A 14,947-nucleotide genomic window follows, 5' to 3' on the forward strand; every position below is an offset into this window, starting at 1 on the left:
TATCGCTGCGGTTGATGCAACTTAACAGCGAAATCGTGACAACACCACCGAGGGCTTCGGCCACGGTGGTGTTGTTACGTGATGAGCCCCAAAAAGGTCTACAGGTCTTTTTGCTACGCCGCCATACAGCCTCGGCTGTGTTGGGCGGCGTTTATGTTTTTCCGGGTGGCAAATTGGATGAGGCGGATTGCACCCCCGATCTGCATCGCTACTTAGATGCCTCACCGCAGGCCCTGCACCACACATTGGGTGAGCCTGATTTGCCTGTGCACACCGCGGTAGGTTTGTATGTGGCCGCTGTGCGTGAAGTACTCGAGGAGTGTGGTGTGTTGTATGCTCGTGTAGGTACGACCGTCGCTTCGGCTCAAGATGTGCACGGTGCAACGCAACGCCAGCAATGGCAGCATGCCCTGCATGGCGGGGCGTCATTCGCCAACGTGTTGCACAGCGCTGGTTTGTGCGTGGACACGCAGCAGTTGGCTCCGTGGTCACGTTGGATCACGCCGATTCAACCCTCGGTGACCAATAAACGTTTTGACACCCGTTTTTTTATGGCGGTGTTGCCTGAGGGGCAGTACCCCATTCACGACAACGTTGAGGCCATTGACAGCGTGTGGCACACGCCCATGGATGCGCTTCAACGCTATTGGGCAGGAGAGGTGCCGCTGGCGCCACCACAAATCATGACTTTGGTGTCGCTTTTGCCGTATGCGCACACGCGCGAAGTCTTGGCCGCCGCCAAGGCGCAGACACCGCCTGTGGTCTTGCCTGAGGCCTTTGATGAAGATGGTTTGCGCAATCTGTGTTACCCCGGTGACCCACGTCACTCGGTGGCTCAGCGTGCCATGCCCGGCCCGACGCGTTTGCGTTTTGTGGCGGGACGTTTTGAACCCATCGGTGGGTTTGAGGAATTTTTATGAACCAGTTGTCCGCCTTTGATTTGCAAGGCAAAAAAGGTCTGGTGCTTGGCTTGGCCAATGAGCACAGCATTGCATGGGGCTGTGCGCGTCAAGCACAGGCCATGGGGGCTGAGGTGGTGGCCTCATGTTTGAACGACAAAGCGCGTGCGTATGTCGAACCCTTTACGCAGCCTTTAGGCATGGACTTGCAAACCTGCAACATTGAAACACCTGAAGAACTGGAAAAACTGGTGGCCTATGCAGCCAACAAGTTAGGCCGTTTGGACTTTGTGATTCACTCCATTGCTTGGGCCCCTTTACAGGATTTGCATGGCCGTGTGATTGACAGCTCCAGCACTGGTTTTGCGCGTGCGATGGAAGTGTCGTGTCACTCGTTTGCCACGCTGGCGAAGCTGTGTGCGCCGCATATGAGGCAGGGCGGTAGCATGGTCACCATGTCTTATTTGGGGGCCGACGAGGCAGTGCCGCACTACGGTTTGATGGGGCCTGTGAAAGCAGCACTTGAATCGCTGGTGCGTTACATGGCCTTGGAGTTGGGGTCGCAAGGCGTGCGTGTCCACGCGGTATCGCCTGGCCCTATCCTCACGCGCGCGGCTTCTGGCATTGAAGCGTTTGACACACTGATGCAAAACAACATTGCCAAAGCGCCCTTGGGTCGCTTGGTCACGCTCGAGGAAATTGCCAACCTCAGCACTTTCTTGTGCACCGATGCCGCCAGCGGCATGACGGGTCAAACCATTTATGTAGATGCCGGCAGCCACGCCGTGAACTGAAGAGCACAGATGAACGACATCACCGAAACCACCAACGACCCCAACAACGAGTGGCTTGAAAATTACCCTTACAGCGACATCGTGGTGGGGCAAGTCGCACGCATGGTACGTACGCTCACAGTCGCGGATATCCAAGCATTTGCCGCAGTGTCGGGCGACACCAACCCCGCACATCTTGACCCTGAATATGCGAACGCCACCTTATTTCATGGCGTGATCGGTCACGGCATGTGGGGCGGTTCGCTCATCAGTACGGTCTTGGGTACGGTGTTTCCGGGCCCCGGCACGATTTACTTGGAGCAAAACCTTCACTTCAGTCGTCCCGTGCGTGTGGGAGACACCCTGAACGTGACGGTGACTTGCACAGCCAAACACGACGACAAAAAAACAGTGGAGCTCGATTGCTCTTTGGTGAACCAAAAAGGCGAGCGTGTGTTGTACGGCGTGGCCAAAGTGATGGCTCCGACCGAAAAGCTGCGCATGCCGCGCATTCACGCGCCGCACATCAGCTTGTTTGACCCAGAGCAACGCCATGCCAACTTGCTGGCGCTTGGCGCTGCACTTGAGCCTGTGCGCTGCGGTGTGGTGCATCCGTGCGATGCAGACTCTTTGCAAGGTGCGATGGATGCCCACCATGCCAAGCTGATTCAAGCAGTGCTCATTGCCCCTGAGAAAAAACTCCGCGCGGTCGCTGCCGATGCGGGTATTGATTTGACTGGCATAGAGGTGATTGATGTTGAGCACAGCCATGCAGCTGCCGAAGTGGCCGCACAAATGGCAGCTGACAAAAAGCTAGAAGCCTTGATGAAAGGCAGCTTGCACACAGACGAGCTGATTCATGCAGTCGTGTCTCAAAAAGGCTTGCGCACAGGTCGACGCATGTCACATGTGTTTCGCTTTGAAGCCCCGATGTACCCCAAACCGCTGTACATCACCGACGCAGCGCTCAACATCGCGCCCACTTTGTCCGAGAAGGCGGACATCGTTCAAAACGCAATTTTGTTTGCGCAAATCATGGGCGTGTCTCAGCCCAAGGTGGCTGTGTTGTCTGCCGTGGAAACCGTCAACCCCAGCATTCCCTCCACACTCGATGCCGCCGCCTTGTGCAAGATGGCCGATCGTGGGCAAATCAAAGGCGGCCTGTTGGATGGACCACTTGCGTTTGACAACGCTGTGTCTAGCCACGCCGCGCAAATCAAACACATCGCTTCGGCGGTCGCAGGGGATGCCGACATCTTGATGGCGCCTGATTTGGAGTCCGGCAACATGATGGCCAAACAGTTGGAATACTTGGCAGGCGCCTCTGGCTCTGGTGTGGTGTTGGGTGCACGCGTGCCAATTGCGTTGACCAGTCGTGCGGACACGGCCACCACACGCAGCGCTTCGGCATTGTTGGCCAAGCTCATTGCCCATCACTACCGCACGCATCCCGCATGAGTATCTTGTCTGTCAACGCGGGCTCGTCGAGCCTCAAGTTTGCGCTGTACCCAATGGCAGGTGCGGGCATAGGTGAGGCTGAAGTCACAGGCAACATTGAGGGCTTAGAACCATCGGGTCAACCTCGTATCAGCTTTTGTGCGACAGGCGAAGCGAAACAATCTGCCGACATTGCCGTGCAGCCTGCACAAGATGTCTTTGACGCTGCACTGCAGACGCTCAAGTCTTTACTGGCCTCACACTTTGCACATTTGCGCGTACAGGCCATCGCACACCGTGTGGTGCATGGGGGTGCGTACTACAGCAGCAGCGTGCGCGTCACGCCTGAGGTGATGGCGAAACTCGCCACACTCAACGCCCTCGCGCCCTTGCACCAACCGCACAACTTGGCCGGTATCAGCGCTTTTGCAGAGTCATTCCCCGATGTGCCACAGGTGGCCTGTTTTGACACCGCGTTTCATCGCACGTTGTCACCACTGGAGACCACTTTTGCCATTGATCGAAAACTGACCGAACAAGGCGTGCGTCGCTACGGTTTTCACGGCCTTTCCTACCAATACGTGAGTCAGGTGTTGCAACGCGAGGTGCCGCGCTCGCTCGGTCGTGTGGTGATGGCGCACCTAGGCAATGGTGCTAGCGTGTGTGCCACGACGGCTCATCAAAGCCGAGCCACCACCATGGGCTTCTCTGCGCTAGATGGTTTGATGATGGGCACACGCAGTGGCGCGCTTGACCCCGGTGTGTTGCTGTATTTGATGGAACAGGGCTGGAGCCACGACGCCATTCAAAAATTACTCTACAAACAAAGTGGTTTGCTGGGGGTGTCGGGTGAGAGCGCTGATATGCGCACCTTGCGCGCCTCTAAATCTGAAGTGGCGTGCTTTGCCACCGATTTGTTTGCCCACCGTGTGGTGCGCGAAGTGGGTGCTTTGAGCGCCAGCATTGGCGGTTTGGACGTGCTTGCCTTCACGGGTGGCATTGGTGAGCATGATGCAGTCTTGCGCCAACAGGTTGGTGATGCACTGAACTACCTTGGTGTCCAAGTGGACAGCGCGCGCAACGCAAAAGCCGCAGGCGACAACGTGGCTTCGATTCATGCCGACAATAGTGCCGTTGAGGTCTGGGTGGTTCCCACCGACGAAGGCCGTGTGGCTGCACAAGACGCACTCGCGTTTTTATAAATACATCTGAAAGTACGGCGTGAACATCAAAGACGCGATGAGTTGCTTCACCACAGGCGTGACTGTTGTGACCGCACACACCCAGGGACAAGACTGGGGCATGACTTGCAACTCATTCAATACCGTGTCGCTCGACCCCGCCATGGTGTTGTGGAGTGTGCGCAAAAGCTCACTCAGTCATGCGGCTTTTGTGAATGCCGGTGGCTACATGGTCAACGTGCTTGGTGCACAGCAAAAAGATTTGGCACTCAAGTTTGCACAAGGTTCGCAACACGATCGATTCACAGAGCAAGCATTGGTGCGCGGCCTCAATCAGCATCCTCGTTTAGCGGGGGTCATTGCTTGGTTTGATTGCCGCATCGCCCAAGTGGTGTCGGCTGGTGATCATGACATTTTGATTGGCGAAGTGCTTGACTTTGGCGTGCAGGCTGGTCATGGGTTGGCCTATGCGCAGCGCAGTTTTGGTGTGCTTGCACCACTAGAAGAAGATTAAAGTCAGATGGATATCTACATCGTTTGGGCATTCACGCTTGGCGCCATGTGTTCGGTTTCCTTGATCATCGGTGCTTTGCTTGGGATTTACTTCAAGATGTCCAAACGCGTCGTTGGGCTGATGGCTGCTTTTGGTGCGGGCGCTTTGCTGTCTGCGTTGGCCATTGAGTTGGTGGCGCCTTCCATCGATGCGTTCATGCACGCGAGCTCGCCCGAGATCAGGGTGAACGAGATTCGTAACTTCTTTCACTTGGTCGCAGGGGCTTTGGTAGGAGGCTTTCTTTTTGTGGCGCTCGATTGGGTGTTGATCGAGCACGGCGGCTATTTGCGCAAAACGGCCTCTCTGATTTCGAAAATCATGATGGAGCGAGCGCATTTGTCCCAGCAGCACACGCCACCCTTGCCCACGGCTCAAGAGCTCAAACAAAAGCACGATGCGCACGGCAATGCGGCGGTGGCTATTTGGTTGGGTAATTTGCTGGATGGGCTGCCCGAGAGTTTTGTGGTTGGCACAGTACTCATGGCCACGGTGGTGGCGCATGTCCAAGCAGGCACCCCAGTAGCCTTTTGGGATGTGCTGCCCTATACCTTGTTGGCAGGCTTGTTTTTGTCTAACTTGCCTGAGGCCTTGTCGAGCTCGGCGCAAATGCGCATGCAGGGCATGAGCGTTCAACGCATTCTGGGGATGTGGCTGTCTTTGGTGCTCATGACAGGCTTGAGCGCTGCGTTAGGCGCCGTGATGGGCGAGTGGGTACCGCATGCTTCCATGGTCTTTATTGAGGGTGTCGCTGCTGGCGCCATGCTCACCATGATTTGTGCGGCCATGTTGCCTGAGGCGGCCCACTTGGCCCCGCCCAACTGGGTAGGCTTAGCCACATTGGTCGGCTTTTTCTCAGCCTTGATGTTCAAGGTGCTCGAGTAAGTGGCCTGCAAAATGGTTTACAATCTTGGCCTGTTCGGTGGTATAGCTCAGTTGGTTAGAGCGCAGCATTCATAATGCTGATGTCGCAGGTTCAAATCCCGCTACCACCACCAAATTGAAAACCCCATCATGGCAACATGGTGGGGTTTTTTCATGGTTTATCTGCGGAAACACTTAGCAATTTATATAGCCGAACGAATAGGCTGGCTGTTGCTAAAACAAGGACTGTGCCTAGCCAGTCTCCTAACGCCATGACTGCTGTACTGGAGACAAAGGTGTGAGTGTGACCGATCCAGTGATACCAAGTTTGATGCATCAGTGCATTCACGAGGGCAAACAAAACGGACACCTTTAAAAAGGTACGACTCGTTAAATTGCTCAACTGGGTGTCAAGATGAAGCGACGTGATGCACAGGTATCGGGCCAGACATGGCGCTGCACCAGAGATGAGCCCAGTCACCACATTGAACACATGTGCATTGGGGTCACCAAAGCTGTAATTGATGGCGACCGAGCTGATGGCAATTCCCGCTGCGCCAGTGGTAGCCAGCACGAGCACAAACAGCAAACGTAAGCCGCTGGGAATAAAAATCCAATTGGCACCGGGCGAGAACTCGAGCCAGTGGTTAAACCAGTAGCTATTGAGCTGAAAAGCGTAGAAATAAGCAATCCCGCATGCCAGCACAAGCCATGCTTGCATGGCTAAGCTCACGCTGGGTGAGTCTGTTTGTGTACTTGTCATGAAGGGGTTGATTTGTATTCAAATTCATGACGATTTTAGTGATAACAGGTGAGGGCTTGTCTATAGAGCTTTTGGTCTAGCTCAGGGCGTGCTTTGATGCAATTGCACCACCTTCTGTGCACGCTTACGAAAGCGTATGTTGAGCATCTCAACAATGACCGAGAACGCCATGGCAAAGTAAATATAGCCCTTAGGAATGTGATGCCCCAAACCTTCGGCCATCAGCACCACACCCACCACAACCAAGAAGGTGAGGGCCAGCATCTTGATGGAAGGATGGTTCGACACAAACCGACCAATGCCAGAGGCAAACGCCATCATCAAACCAACAGAGGTAATCACGGCGGCAATCATGATGGCCACTTCATCCACCATGCCGACAGCCGTGATGATGGAGTCGAGTGAGAACACCAAGTCAATGACCATGATTTGCAAGATGACTGAAGCCATGGTGTTTGCGACTGCACTGTTGCCGTGTTCTTCTTCGCCTTCCAATGATTGGTGAATTTCGCCCGTGCTTTTCCAAATTAGGAAGAGACCACCCAAAATCAAAATCAGGTCACGGCCAGAAATGTCTTGGCCAAAGACTGTGAACAACGGTGCTACCAAGCCCACGATGACGGACAACAACAGCAACAAACCAATGCGCATGAACATGGCCATGAACAAACCGATGCGACGTGCCAGCTCACGTTTTTCAGGTGGCAGCTTGTCCACCAAGATGGAAATAAAGATGATGTTGTCAATGCCCAGCACCAGCTCTAAGGCGGTGAGCGTGGCAAAAGCAATCCACGTTTGTGGGTCAGCCAAGAGTTCCATGGGGTACTTTCTTATTCAGATGAGCCCCATGGTAGCGAGCGCATAAAAGTCCACAAACTGTGGGCTTTTAGCTTGGCTTATTGGTTCTTGAAAGCAGCCGGGCGCTTGTTGACGAAGGCATCCATGCCTTCTTTTTGGTCGGCGGTGGCAAACAGCGCGTGGAACATGCGACGCTCAAACATCACGCCATCAGAGAGCGTGCCTTCAAAAGCACGGTTGACCGACTCTTTGGCGGCCATGGCAGCAATTTGCGAGAAGCTGCAAATGGCCAAGGCGGCGCCCAAAGTTTCTTCCATCAGTTTGTCCAGTGGCACCACGCGGCTGACCAAGCCTGAACGCTCGGCTTCGACCGCATCCATCATGCGACCGGTGAGCGCCATGTCCATCGCTTTGGATTTACCCACCGCGCGTGGCAAACGCTGTGTACCACCTGCACCTGGGATGACGCCGAGTTTGATTTCGGGTTGGCCAAACTTGGCGTTGTCAGCGGCGATGATGAAGTCGCACATCATGGCCAGCTCGCAGCCACCGCCCAAGGCAAAGCCGCTCACGGCCGCGATGACGGGTTTGCGAATGGTGCGAATGGTTTCCCAGTCGCGGGTGATGTAGTCGTTCTTGTACACATCGGCAAAGCTGTAGGTGGCCATGGCGCCAATGTCGGCACCTGCGGCAAAGGCTTTCTCGCTGCCGGTGATGACCATGCAACCGATGGCTTCGTCAGCATCAAAGGCCTTGAGGGCTTGGCCCAGTTCAATCATCAGACCGGCGTTGAGCGCATTGAGCTGCTTAGGGCGGTGCAAGGTGATGACGCCCACTTTGTCGGCTTCGGTGTGGACGGTGATGAATTCGTAGCTCATGTGGTGGCTCCCAAAAATGTGAAATGTGTTTTGAAAATTCTTATCCCAACTATAGGCCTAGCCAGCGGCCCACGAGTTTGGGGTTGTCCTGCATGAGACGCCAGGTGCTGTTGGTTTTGGTGTCGGGCAATGTGAGGCTCAAGCGCAGCAATTGGCGGTCACGACTGACGAGGGCAGTTACTTTTTTTGCACTGCCTGCGTACAGAGATAAGTCGTCGAGTTTTTTCAGTCGCCAAGCGGAGGGTGATTTGCCTGCTACCTCAACGCCCAACCATTCATCGCCAGGTGCAAAGCCCGCTTTGTGTGCTGCACCGCCGTTGAGCACGGTTTTGATTTGCACGCTGTGGTCTTCGGTCACGCGCAGGCCCAAGCGCTGCACCAGTTGCGCAGGCTCGTGCTTCACTTGCACGCCGTGTGCGGCAAGGAGTTTTTCTAACGGCAAGTCGCGTGTGCCGTGCACCCATGCTTTGAATTCAGCAGCCCACGAGCGGCTCGTGAGCTCTTTGAGCACGGTCAGCACATCGGCCTCGGTCATGGGGCCGTCGTGTTTTCCAGTGCAGCAACGTGCCCACAAGGCACGCATCACATCGTCCAGCGACACGCTGTGGTTTTTCACGCCATGCTGGCGCAGGCTTAGGTCTAGGCACAAGGCCACCAGTGCGCCCTTGGTGTAGTAGCTCACGGTGAGGTTGGGGCTGTTGGCGTCTTGGCGGTAGTACTTGGTCCACGCCTCAAAGCTCGACTGCGCCACGCTGTGCACCTCACGTCCGGGCGTTTGCAACACTTGGTTGATAGTTTTGTTGAGCAGCTTCAGATACTGCGCATCATCAATCAGCCCAGCGCGACGCAGCAGCAAGTCGTCATAGTAGCTGGTGAAGCCTTCAAAGAACCACAGCAGCTCGGTGTAGTTCTCTTGGCGGTAGTCGTAACGCGCAAACTCAGCAGGGCGCAAGCGCTTGACATTCCATGTGTGGAAATACTCATGGCTGATAAGGCCCAGCAATGTGGTGTAGCCCTCGCTTGGCTTGCCATCGTCCAAGCGTGGCAAGTCCGCGCGGTTGCAAATGAGGGCGGTGGAGTTGCTGTGCTCTAAGCCGCCATAACCATCGGCCACGGCGTTGAGCATGAACACGTAGTTTTTGTGGGGCGTGGCTGAGCGTTTGTTGCCATGCCAAAAACGAATGGCAGTTTCGCAAATCTTTTGGCTGTCGCGCAGCAAGCGCTCGCCGTCAAACGCGGGCGTGGTACCCGCCACCACAAAGCGATGTTCAATGCCGCAGGCTTTGAAGCTACCGCTCCAAAACGTGCCCATCTCCACGGGGCAGTCCACCAACTCGTCGTAGTTGGCAGCCACATAAGTGCCAAAACCTTGACGGTCAATCTTGACGGGTGTCAGGCCGGTGGCGACTTGCCACTTGGCAGGCGCAGCGTTGGTGTGGCGCTTGTCTACCGCCGCATTGAATGATTCAGCAACGAGTTCGAGCTGATGCGGTACATCGGCCAAACCTTCAGCTTGCAAGCACAAACTCGTGCCATTGAAAAAACCGCGCTGCGCACTCAGCCACGCTGTGCGCACGGAATCGTCGTGCGCGTGCACTTGGTAATGCAGCGTGAGCGGTTTGTCTGCCTCGCAGTCAACTGACCAAGTGGCTTTGTCTAGCTGATGTACAGCGACATGGCGCTTACCTTGGCGTGCGCTGATGCCCGTAATTTGCTTGGCAAACTCGCGCACCATGTAGCTGCCGGCAATCCACACGGGTAACGACACGCGTTGGTTCGCAGTAGGGTGTGCGATGGTGAGCGTCACGCCATACAAATGGGCGTGCAGGTCGGCGGCTTCAATGCGGTAATGCATGGTTTTTAAGTTGCAGCAGCGCCGAGCAAACAAGCCAAGGTGGACACCACGGTCAAGCGAAAACGCATGGTCATCCAGTCACGCAAACCTGCTTCGGGCCAAGTTTTGCGGTCGACCAAATAGCAAGCGATCAAGAGCAGGGCCAGCAAAGGCAAGCCAGCATACGCAGGCATGATGACCGCGATCCACGACACCAGTGAAGGCACCACGCCCCACACCATGTGCAGTTTGCGTTGCGGTGCGTTGTGACGCAGACCAATGCCCCAGTGGATGCCGCCTAGAAACGATGCAATGGTTGCACCGTAAGCACTCAGTGCAATGGCCACGTATGGATGCGCCTCTGGGGTGACGATCCACATGAACAGCGCCAACACCACGAAGGGAATGAGGCCTGCGTAGCCCAAGCGTCGAATCAGTTGACCCGCATCGCTGTCGGGGGTAATCGGTGTGTGAACCATGGCGAACTCGTTTCTTGGTGATTGGCTTGGATTATTTGCTTGCTTCAGCCAGCAAGCGTTCAATTTTGCTGCTGTCAATTGCGCCGGGCACGCGGGTGCCGTCTTGTGCGATCAGTGTGGGCGTGCCCGTGATTTTGTATTTGCGACCGAAGTCTAAGTTGCGGTCAATCGCCGCAGTGTTGCATTGCGCAGCGGCAGGTGCCACGTCTTTTTGCATCATGTCTTTCCAAGCGGAGGCTGGGTCTTTGGCGCACCACACATTGCGTGATTTTTCAACCGAACTTGGGCCGAGCACCGGCATCAAAAACAAATACACCGTCACGTTGTCGACCTTCGCCAAGTCGCGCTCGAAGCGCTTGCAGTAGCCGCAGTTGGGGTCTTCAAATACAGCGAGTTTGCGTTTGCCGTTGCCATGCACGATGGTGATGGCGTCTTTCAGTGGCAAGGCACTGAAATCAATGGCACTCAGTTTGGCTTCGCGTTCTTCAGTGATGTTGCGTTTGCTCTTGGTGTCAATCAAGTTGCCTTGAATGAGGTAATTGCCCGCAGCGTCGCTGTAGTAAATCTCGTTGGTGCTTAGGCGCAGCTCGTAAATGCCAGCCAAAGGCGTGGGCGTGATTTCTTCAATCTTGGGGATTTGCGGAATACGCTCGCTCAGATTTTTGCGAATGGTGGCTTCGTGGCCTTGGGCCATGGCGCTGGAAAAGCTGAGTGCCATCAAGGCGGTGGCAGCGAATGCGCGGAGGGTGTGTTGCATGTGTAGCTTCGTTTCAAAAAATGTGTGCGATGAATGCCATTAGCCCATGGCTTGCTGCATTGCCCATGCCTTCACAGGTGCGAGGTTGTTGAACCCATTCATGCCCCAGTTGCGCAGCGCTTGCACGCCGGTGTTGGGGTGGGCGAACAGGCGTTGCAAGCCATCGCAAGCGAGCCATGTGGGCACCATGTCAGCTTTGCGTGCGCGTTCGTAGCGACGCAAAAAGTAGCGGTCTCCCACACTGCGCCAGTAGTCTTTGGCTTCGCGGGCTTTCAGCACATTTGCCAGCTCGGCGACATCGGCCAAGCCGAGGTTGAGGCCAAGGCCCGCTAGGGGGTGGATGTTGTGCGCCGCATCGCCCGCCAATGCCCAAGCGCTGCCGTCGACAAAGTTGCCTGTCCAGCGGTCGGCGCAGGCCAATTGCAGCGGCCACATGGCGCGTTCGCTGGTGAGCTCAATTTGGCCAAGCACCCCGTTGCTGGCGTTCTCAAGCGCAATGCCAAACGCATCGGCGCTCAAGGCCAGCATGTCTTTGGCACGGTCTGGGGGCAGCGACCACACCAAGCTCGCGGTGTCGCCCTGCGCGCCGCCCAAGGGTAGCAGCGCCAAAATTTCTAAGCCCTGTGCGCCGTGGTGAAACCATTGCAGCGCTTGCTGGCGGTGCGGCGTGCTGCAACGCACGCGGGCGGCCACGGCGTGTTGTTGGTAGGGCAGCACTTCAAAGTTCACCCCCAGCTCGGCGCGGGTGGCGCTGGCGCGGCCTTCGCACACCACCGTCAAGGCTGCAGGTTCGGGGGCGGTCAGCAGCGTAATTTCAGCTTGGTAACGCACAGCTTCAGCCAACTGGGCTTCGAGCACGGGCACGTCCACAATCCAAGTCAGACCCTCGGGCGTGGGGCTTTCAAAGTGGGTAAAACCGCCATCGTCGCCCCACACACGCATGTGCTGCACGGGGGTGGCGTGCAAGGTGTCGGGCCAGCAACGAAGTTCTGAGAGTAAGTCGCGAGAAGCGCTGTTGAGTGAGTAAGCCCTAACGTCTTCCGTGGTTTTAGGTGGTGAAGTGACCAAGCCCACACGCAGTTTTTGGCGGGCCAGCAGCAGGGCCAAGGTGCGTCCCACCATGCCATCGCCACGAATACAAACGTCCAGTTTTTGAGCCATGAAGTCGATTGTAGGAGGGCGGCACAATGCCGCATGACATCCAGCTTTCAGCCCCTCACTTCGCAAGCCGAATTCCAGGCCCGCATTGCCGCTTTGTGGGTGTTTCCCATCAAGTCGTGTGCAGGCATTTCGCTGCAGCAGGCAGTGCTCACATCGACGGGCTTGGCCTATGACCGTGCCTGGATGGTGGTGGACAGCGAGGGAGAGATGGTGACCCAACGCGAACTGCCACGCATGGCCTTGGTTCAGCCAGAGCTGGTGCAAGCAAACGGGCGCGTCAGCGAACTGGTGCTCCGTGCACACGGCATGGCCGCATTGCATTTGGCGATTGCAGCTGAGGCGACGGCCTCACCCTGCCCAGTGCGTGTGTGGAACGACGAGGTTCCCGCCTTCGACATGGGGCCCGCTGTGGCGCAATGGTTGACCGATTTTTTAGGCAGCAGTTTGGGGTCGTTGCGTCTGGTACGTTTCGATGCCAACCATCAGCGCCTAAGCAGCTCGCAGTGGACCCAAGGTGAGCTTGCATTCAACCAGTTTAGCGATGGCTTTCCTGTGTTGGTGGCCAGCACAGCGTCGTTAGATGAACTCAACACCCGCTTGCAAGCCAAGGGTGAAGCGACTGTAGACATGCGCCGCTTTCGCGCCAATGTGGTGTTGGGTGACAGCGATGCACCACACGCGCAAGCGGTGTTGCCACACGATGAAGACCGCATTGGTACTGTCACGATTCACACGCAACCTGATGGCCAGCGTGAATTTGTGCAGCTCAAACCTGTGAAGCCGTGTCCGCGTTGCCCCATCCCCAACATCGACCCCGACTCAGCGCAAACACATCCGGCAGTCAATGATGCCTTGCAGGCCTATCGCCAAGACCCACGCGTCAACGGTGCATTGACGTTTGGCATGAACTGCATACCCACGGCAGGCGTGGGGCATGTGCTGCGTGTCGGCCAGCGCGTCAGTGCCGATTGGACGTTTTGATCAATGCCCAGGGTTGGGTGCCACAGGCCGCACCACCTCGCGCAAAATGCCGCCACTTTGCACGCTGCCTGTGCTCGTGCCTTCGTTGCGTACGCGGGCTTCGCAGGCCTCGCGGTCTTCACCTTTGAACACGCGGCAGCGTTTGAGTTGGTTCTTTTCAAACAAGTTTGCGGTGGTGTCGCTCAGCAGGTTGCGCTTGGCTTCGGCCAAAGCGTTGCGTGCCTCTAGGCGGCAAGCGACCAGGTCTTGTGTGGCTTGCTGCGCTTCGCATTCGGCGAGGTCTTGTTGGTAACGGGCTTGAAGTTCGTTGTGAGGCGTCGCCTCGGTTTGGGCTTGTGCGCCCAAGCTCAAGCAGGCGCTCAGCAGCGCGTGCGCTGCCAAAAATGCGTAACGGTGTGCGTGATTCATCGTGGTGTCCAAGGCGATTAAGCCGCCTCATTACAATCTACACCAATTACAAGGATATTTTTATGAGTTTGAAATGCGGCATCGTGGGTTTGCCCAACGTTGGCAAATCCACCCTGTTCAACGCCCTGACCAAAGCGGGCATCGCGGCTGAGAATTACCCCTTCTGCACCATCGAGCCCAACACCGGCGTGGTCGAAGTGCCTGACCCACGTTTGGCTCAGTTGGCTGAAATCATCACGCCAGAGCGCATCGTGCCCGCCATTGTGGAATTTGTGGACATTGCTGGCCTGGTGGCCGGTGCCAGCACAGGCGAAGGCTTGGGCAACAAGTTCTTGGCCCACATCCGCGAGACCGACGCCATCGTTAACGTGGTGCGTTGCTTTGAAGACCCCAACGTGATTCACGTGGCCAACAAGGTCGACCCGATTGCCGACATCGAAGTGATTCAAACCGAGCTGTGCTTGGCCGACTTGGCTTCGGTGGAAAAAGCCATTCACCGCGTTAACAAAATTGCCCGCTCGGGCGACAAAGAAGCTGCCAAGCAATTGGCGATTTTGGAAAAGTGCCAAGCCGCACTGAACGACACTAAGCCCGTGCGCACCATCGACTTCAGCAAAGAAGAGCGCGCCGAGCTCAAGCAGTTTTTCCTCATCACCGCCAAGCCCGCCATGTTCGTGGCCAACGTGTCGGAAGACGGCTTCGAGAACAACCCCTTCCTCGACCGCCTCAAAGCCTTTGCCCAAGCGCAAAACGCACCCGTGGTGGCCATCTGCGCCAAGATCGAAGCCGAGTTGTCCGAGATGGACGACGCTGACCGCTTGGAATTCCTCAAAGAGTTGGGCCAGGACGAGCCCGGCCTGAACCGCCTGATCCGCGCTGCTTACGACCTGCTGGGCCTGCAAACCTACTTCACCGCAGGTGTGAAGGAAGTGCGCGCCTGGACCATCCGCAAAGGCGACACCGGCCCGCAAGCCGCAGGTGTGATTCACACTGACTTTGAAAAAGGCTACATTCGCGCCCAAACCATTTCGTTTGACGACTTCATCGCCTTCAAGGGTGAGCAAGGCGCCAAAGACGCAGGCAAGATGCGTGCTGAAGGCAAGGAATACGTGGTGAAAGACGGCGACGTGATGAACTTCTTGTTCTCGTCTTAAGTCACTGCTTTGCAGCAAAGAGAAAGCCGC

16 protein-coding genes and 1 tRNA gene are annotated in these 14,947 nt (G+C 56.3%); 9 read left to right on the plus strand and 8 right to left on the minus strand.

Annotated features, from left to right (window positions below):
• Positions 1-14: 14 nt before the first annotated feature.
• The 7 genes from QMG27_RS02690 (at position 15) to QMG27_RS02720 (ending at position 5,838) form a co-directional block, all read left to right on the plus strand.
• Positions 15-920, plus strand: a complete 906-nt coding sequence (locus tag QMG27_RS02690; RefSeq protein ID WP_281812915.1) for an NUDIX hydrolase — start codon at positions 15-17, stop codon at positions 918-920.
• Positions 917-1,693 carry an enoyl-ACP reductase FabI gene (gene fabI, locus QMG27_RS02695; RefSeq protein ID WP_281812918.1) on the plus strand — a complete coding sequence of 259 codons (777 nt, stop codon included), beginning with the start codon at positions 917-919 and terminating at the stop codon, positions 1,691-1,693. The genes QMG27_RS02690 and fabI overlap by 4 nt, the downstream gene beginning before the upstream one ends.
• 9 nt (positions 1,694-1,702) lie before the next feature.
• Complete coding sequence (locus QMG27_RS02700) at positions 1,703-3,130, plus strand: bifunctional enoyl-CoA hydratase/phosphate acetyltransferase (protein ID WP_281812921.1); 1,428 nt, start codon at positions 1,703-1,705, stop codon at positions 3,128-3,130.
• Entirely contained in the window at positions 3,127-4,311 is a 1,185-nt protein-coding gene (locus QMG27_RS02705; protein ID WP_281812922.1) for an acetate/propionate family kinase, read from the plus strand. Before QMG27_RS02700 ends, QMG27_RS02705 begins: the two co-directional genes overlap by 4 nt.
• A gap of 19 nt (positions 4,312-4,330) precedes the next feature.
• Entirely contained in the window at positions 4,331-4,804 is a 474-nt protein-coding gene (locus tag QMG27_RS02710) for a flavin reductase family protein (RefSeq protein WP_281812924.1), read from the plus strand.
• Positions 4,805-4,810: 6 nt separating this feature from the next.
• Positions 4,811-5,725, plus strand: a complete 915-nt coding sequence (locus QMG27_RS02715; protein WP_281812926.1) for a hypothetical protein — start codon at positions 4,811-4,813, stop codon at positions 5,723-5,725.
• 36 nt (positions 5,726-5,761) lie between these two features.
• A tRNA-Met gene (locus QMG27_RS02720) sits at positions 5,762-5,838 on the plus strand.
• A gap of 38 nt (positions 5,839-5,876) precedes the next feature.
• Here the strand turns inward: QMG27_RS02720 and QMG27_RS02725 are convergent.
• From QMG27_RS02725 to QMG27_RS02755, 7 genes are all read right to left on the minus strand, one after another.
• Positions 5,877-6,425 carry a hypothetical protein gene (locus QMG27_RS02725; protein ID WP_281812928.1) on the minus strand — a complete coding sequence of 183 codons (549 nt, stop codon included), beginning with the start codon at positions 6,423-6,425 and terminating at the stop codon, positions 5,877-5,879.
• A 123-nt stretch (positions 6,426-6,548) separates the two neighbouring features.
• Positions 6,549-7,286 carry a TerC family protein gene (locus tag QMG27_RS02730; RefSeq protein WP_281812930.1) on the minus strand — a complete coding sequence of 246 codons (738 nt, stop codon included), beginning with the start codon at positions 7,284-7,286 and terminating at the stop codon, positions 6,549-6,551.
• Between the two features lie 77 nt (positions 7,287-7,363).
• On the minus strand, positions 7,364-8,143 hold the full coding sequence (locus QMG27_RS02735) for an enoyl-CoA hydratase (protein WP_281812932.1): 780 nt from the start codon (positions 8,141-8,143) through the stop codon (positions 7,364-7,366).
• Between the two features lie 49 nt (positions 8,144-8,192).
• A complete protein-coding gene (locus QMG27_RS02740) occupies positions 8,193-9,998 on the minus strand; it encodes a peptidase M61 (protein WP_281812935.1) in 1,806 nt (601 codons plus the stop codon).
• 5 nt (positions 9,999-10,003) lie between these two features.
• Entirely contained in the window at positions 10,004-10,456 is a 453-nt protein-coding gene (locus QMG27_RS02745) for a DUF3429 domain-containing protein (RefSeq protein WP_281812937.1), read from the minus strand.
• A 31-nt stretch (positions 10,457-10,487) separates the two neighbouring features.
• Positions 10,488-11,174: a DsbC family protein gene (locus QMG27_RS02750; RefSeq protein WP_281814484.1), complete on the minus strand. Its 687-nt coding sequence runs from the start codon at positions 11,172-11,174 to the stop codon at positions 10,488-10,490.
• A gap of 78 nt (positions 11,175-11,252) precedes the next feature.
• On the minus strand, positions 11,253-12,374 hold the full coding sequence (locus tag QMG27_RS02755; protein WP_281812940.1) for an FAD-dependent monooxygenase: 1,122 nt from the start codon (positions 12,372-12,374) through the stop codon (positions 11,253-11,255).
• A 33-nt stretch (positions 12,375-12,407) separates the two neighbouring features.
• Between QMG27_RS02755 and QMG27_RS02760 the strand changes: the two genes are divergently transcribed.
• Positions 12,408-13,355, plus strand: a complete 948-nt coding sequence (locus QMG27_RS02760) for an MOSC N-terminal beta barrel domain-containing protein (RefSeq protein ID WP_281812943.1) — start codon at positions 12,408-12,410, stop codon at positions 13,353-13,355.
• Here QMG27_RS02760 and QMG27_RS02765 read toward each other — a convergent pair whose 3' ends face one another.
• Complete coding sequence (locus QMG27_RS02765; RefSeq protein WP_281812946.1) at positions 13,356-13,763, minus strand: hypothetical protein; 408 nt, start codon at positions 13,761-13,763, stop codon at positions 13,356-13,358. It lies immediately after the preceding gene.
• 62 nt (positions 13,764-13,825) lie between these two features.
• Between QMG27_RS02765 and ychF the strand changes: the two genes are divergently transcribed.
• A complete protein-coding gene (gene ychF, locus QMG27_RS02770; RefSeq protein ID WP_281812948.1) occupies positions 13,826-14,917 on the plus strand; it encodes a redox-regulated ATPase YchF in 1,092 nt (363 codons plus the stop codon).
• The last annotated feature ends 30 nt before the right edge of the window (positions 14,918-14,947 follow it).

Origin of the sequence: Limnohabitans sp. MORI2 (assembly GCF_027925025.1) — a bacterium.
Classification (GTDB): domain Bacteria; phylum Pseudomonadota; class Gammaproteobacteria; order Burkholderiales; family Burkholderiaceae_C; genus Limnohabitans.

What these genes read in the sequence shown, in the direction of transcription:
- QMG27_RS02690 (WP_281812915.1), top strand. Translation starts at nt 15, where the DNA reads ATGCAACTTAACAGCGAAATCGTGACAACACCACCGAGGGCTTCGGCC.
- fabI (WP_281812918.1), top strand. Translation starts at nt 917, where the DNA reads ATGAACCAGTTGTCCGCCTTTGATTTGCAAGGCAAAAAAGGTCTGGTG.
- QMG27_RS02700 (WP_281812921.1), top strand. Translation starts at nt 1,703, where the DNA reads ATGAACGACATCACCGAAACCACCAACGACCCCAACAACGAGTGGCTT.
- QMG27_RS02705 (WP_281812922.1), top strand. Translation starts at nt 3,127, where the DNA reads ATGAGTATCTTGTCTGTCAACGCGGGCTCGTCGAGCCTCAAGTTTGCG.
- QMG27_RS02715 (WP_281812926.1), top strand. Translation starts at nt 4,811, where the DNA reads ATGGATATCTACATCGTTTGGGCATTCACGCTTGGCGCCATGTGTTCG.
- QMG27_RS02725 (WP_281812928.1), bottom strand. Translation starts at nt 6,425, where the DNA reads ATGCAAGCATGGCTTGTGCTGGCATGCGGGATTGCTTATTTCTACGCT.
- QMG27_RS02730 (WP_281812930.1), bottom strand. Translation starts at nt 7,286, where the DNA reads ATGGAACTCTTGGCTGACCCACAAACGTGGATTGCTTTTGCCACGCTC.
- QMG27_RS02735 (WP_281812932.1), bottom strand. Translation starts at nt 8,143, where the DNA reads ATGAGCTACGAATTCATCACCGTCCACACCGAAGCCGACAAAGTGGGC.
- QMG27_RS02740 (WP_281812935.1), bottom strand. Translation starts at nt 9,998, where the DNA reads ATGCATTACCGCATTGAAGCCGCCGACCTGCACGCCCATTTGTATGGC.
- QMG27_RS02745 (WP_281812937.1), bottom strand. Translation starts at nt 10,456, where the DNA reads ATGGTTCACACACCGATTACCCCCGACAGCGATGCGGGTCAACTGATT.
- QMG27_RS02750 (WP_281814484.1), bottom strand. Translation starts at nt 11,174, where the DNA reads ATGGCACTCAGCTTTTCCAGCGCCATGGCCCAAGGCCACGAAGCCACC.
- QMG27_RS02755 (WP_281812940.1), bottom strand. Translation starts at nt 12,374, where the DNA reads ATGGCTCAAAAACTGGACGTTTGTATTCGTGGCGATGGCATGGTGGGA.
- QMG27_RS02760 (WP_281812943.1), top strand. Translation starts at nt 12,408, where the DNA reads ATGACATCCAGCTTTCAGCCCCTCACTTCGCAAGCCGAATTCCAGGCC.
- QMG27_RS02765 (WP_281812946.1), bottom strand. Translation starts at nt 13,763, where the DNA reads ATGAATCACGCACACCGTTACGCATTTTTGGCAGCGCACGCGCTGCTG.
- ychF (WP_281812948.1), top strand. Translation starts at nt 13,826, where the DNA reads ATGAGTTTGAAATGCGGCATCGTGGGTTTGCCCAACGTTGGCAAATCC.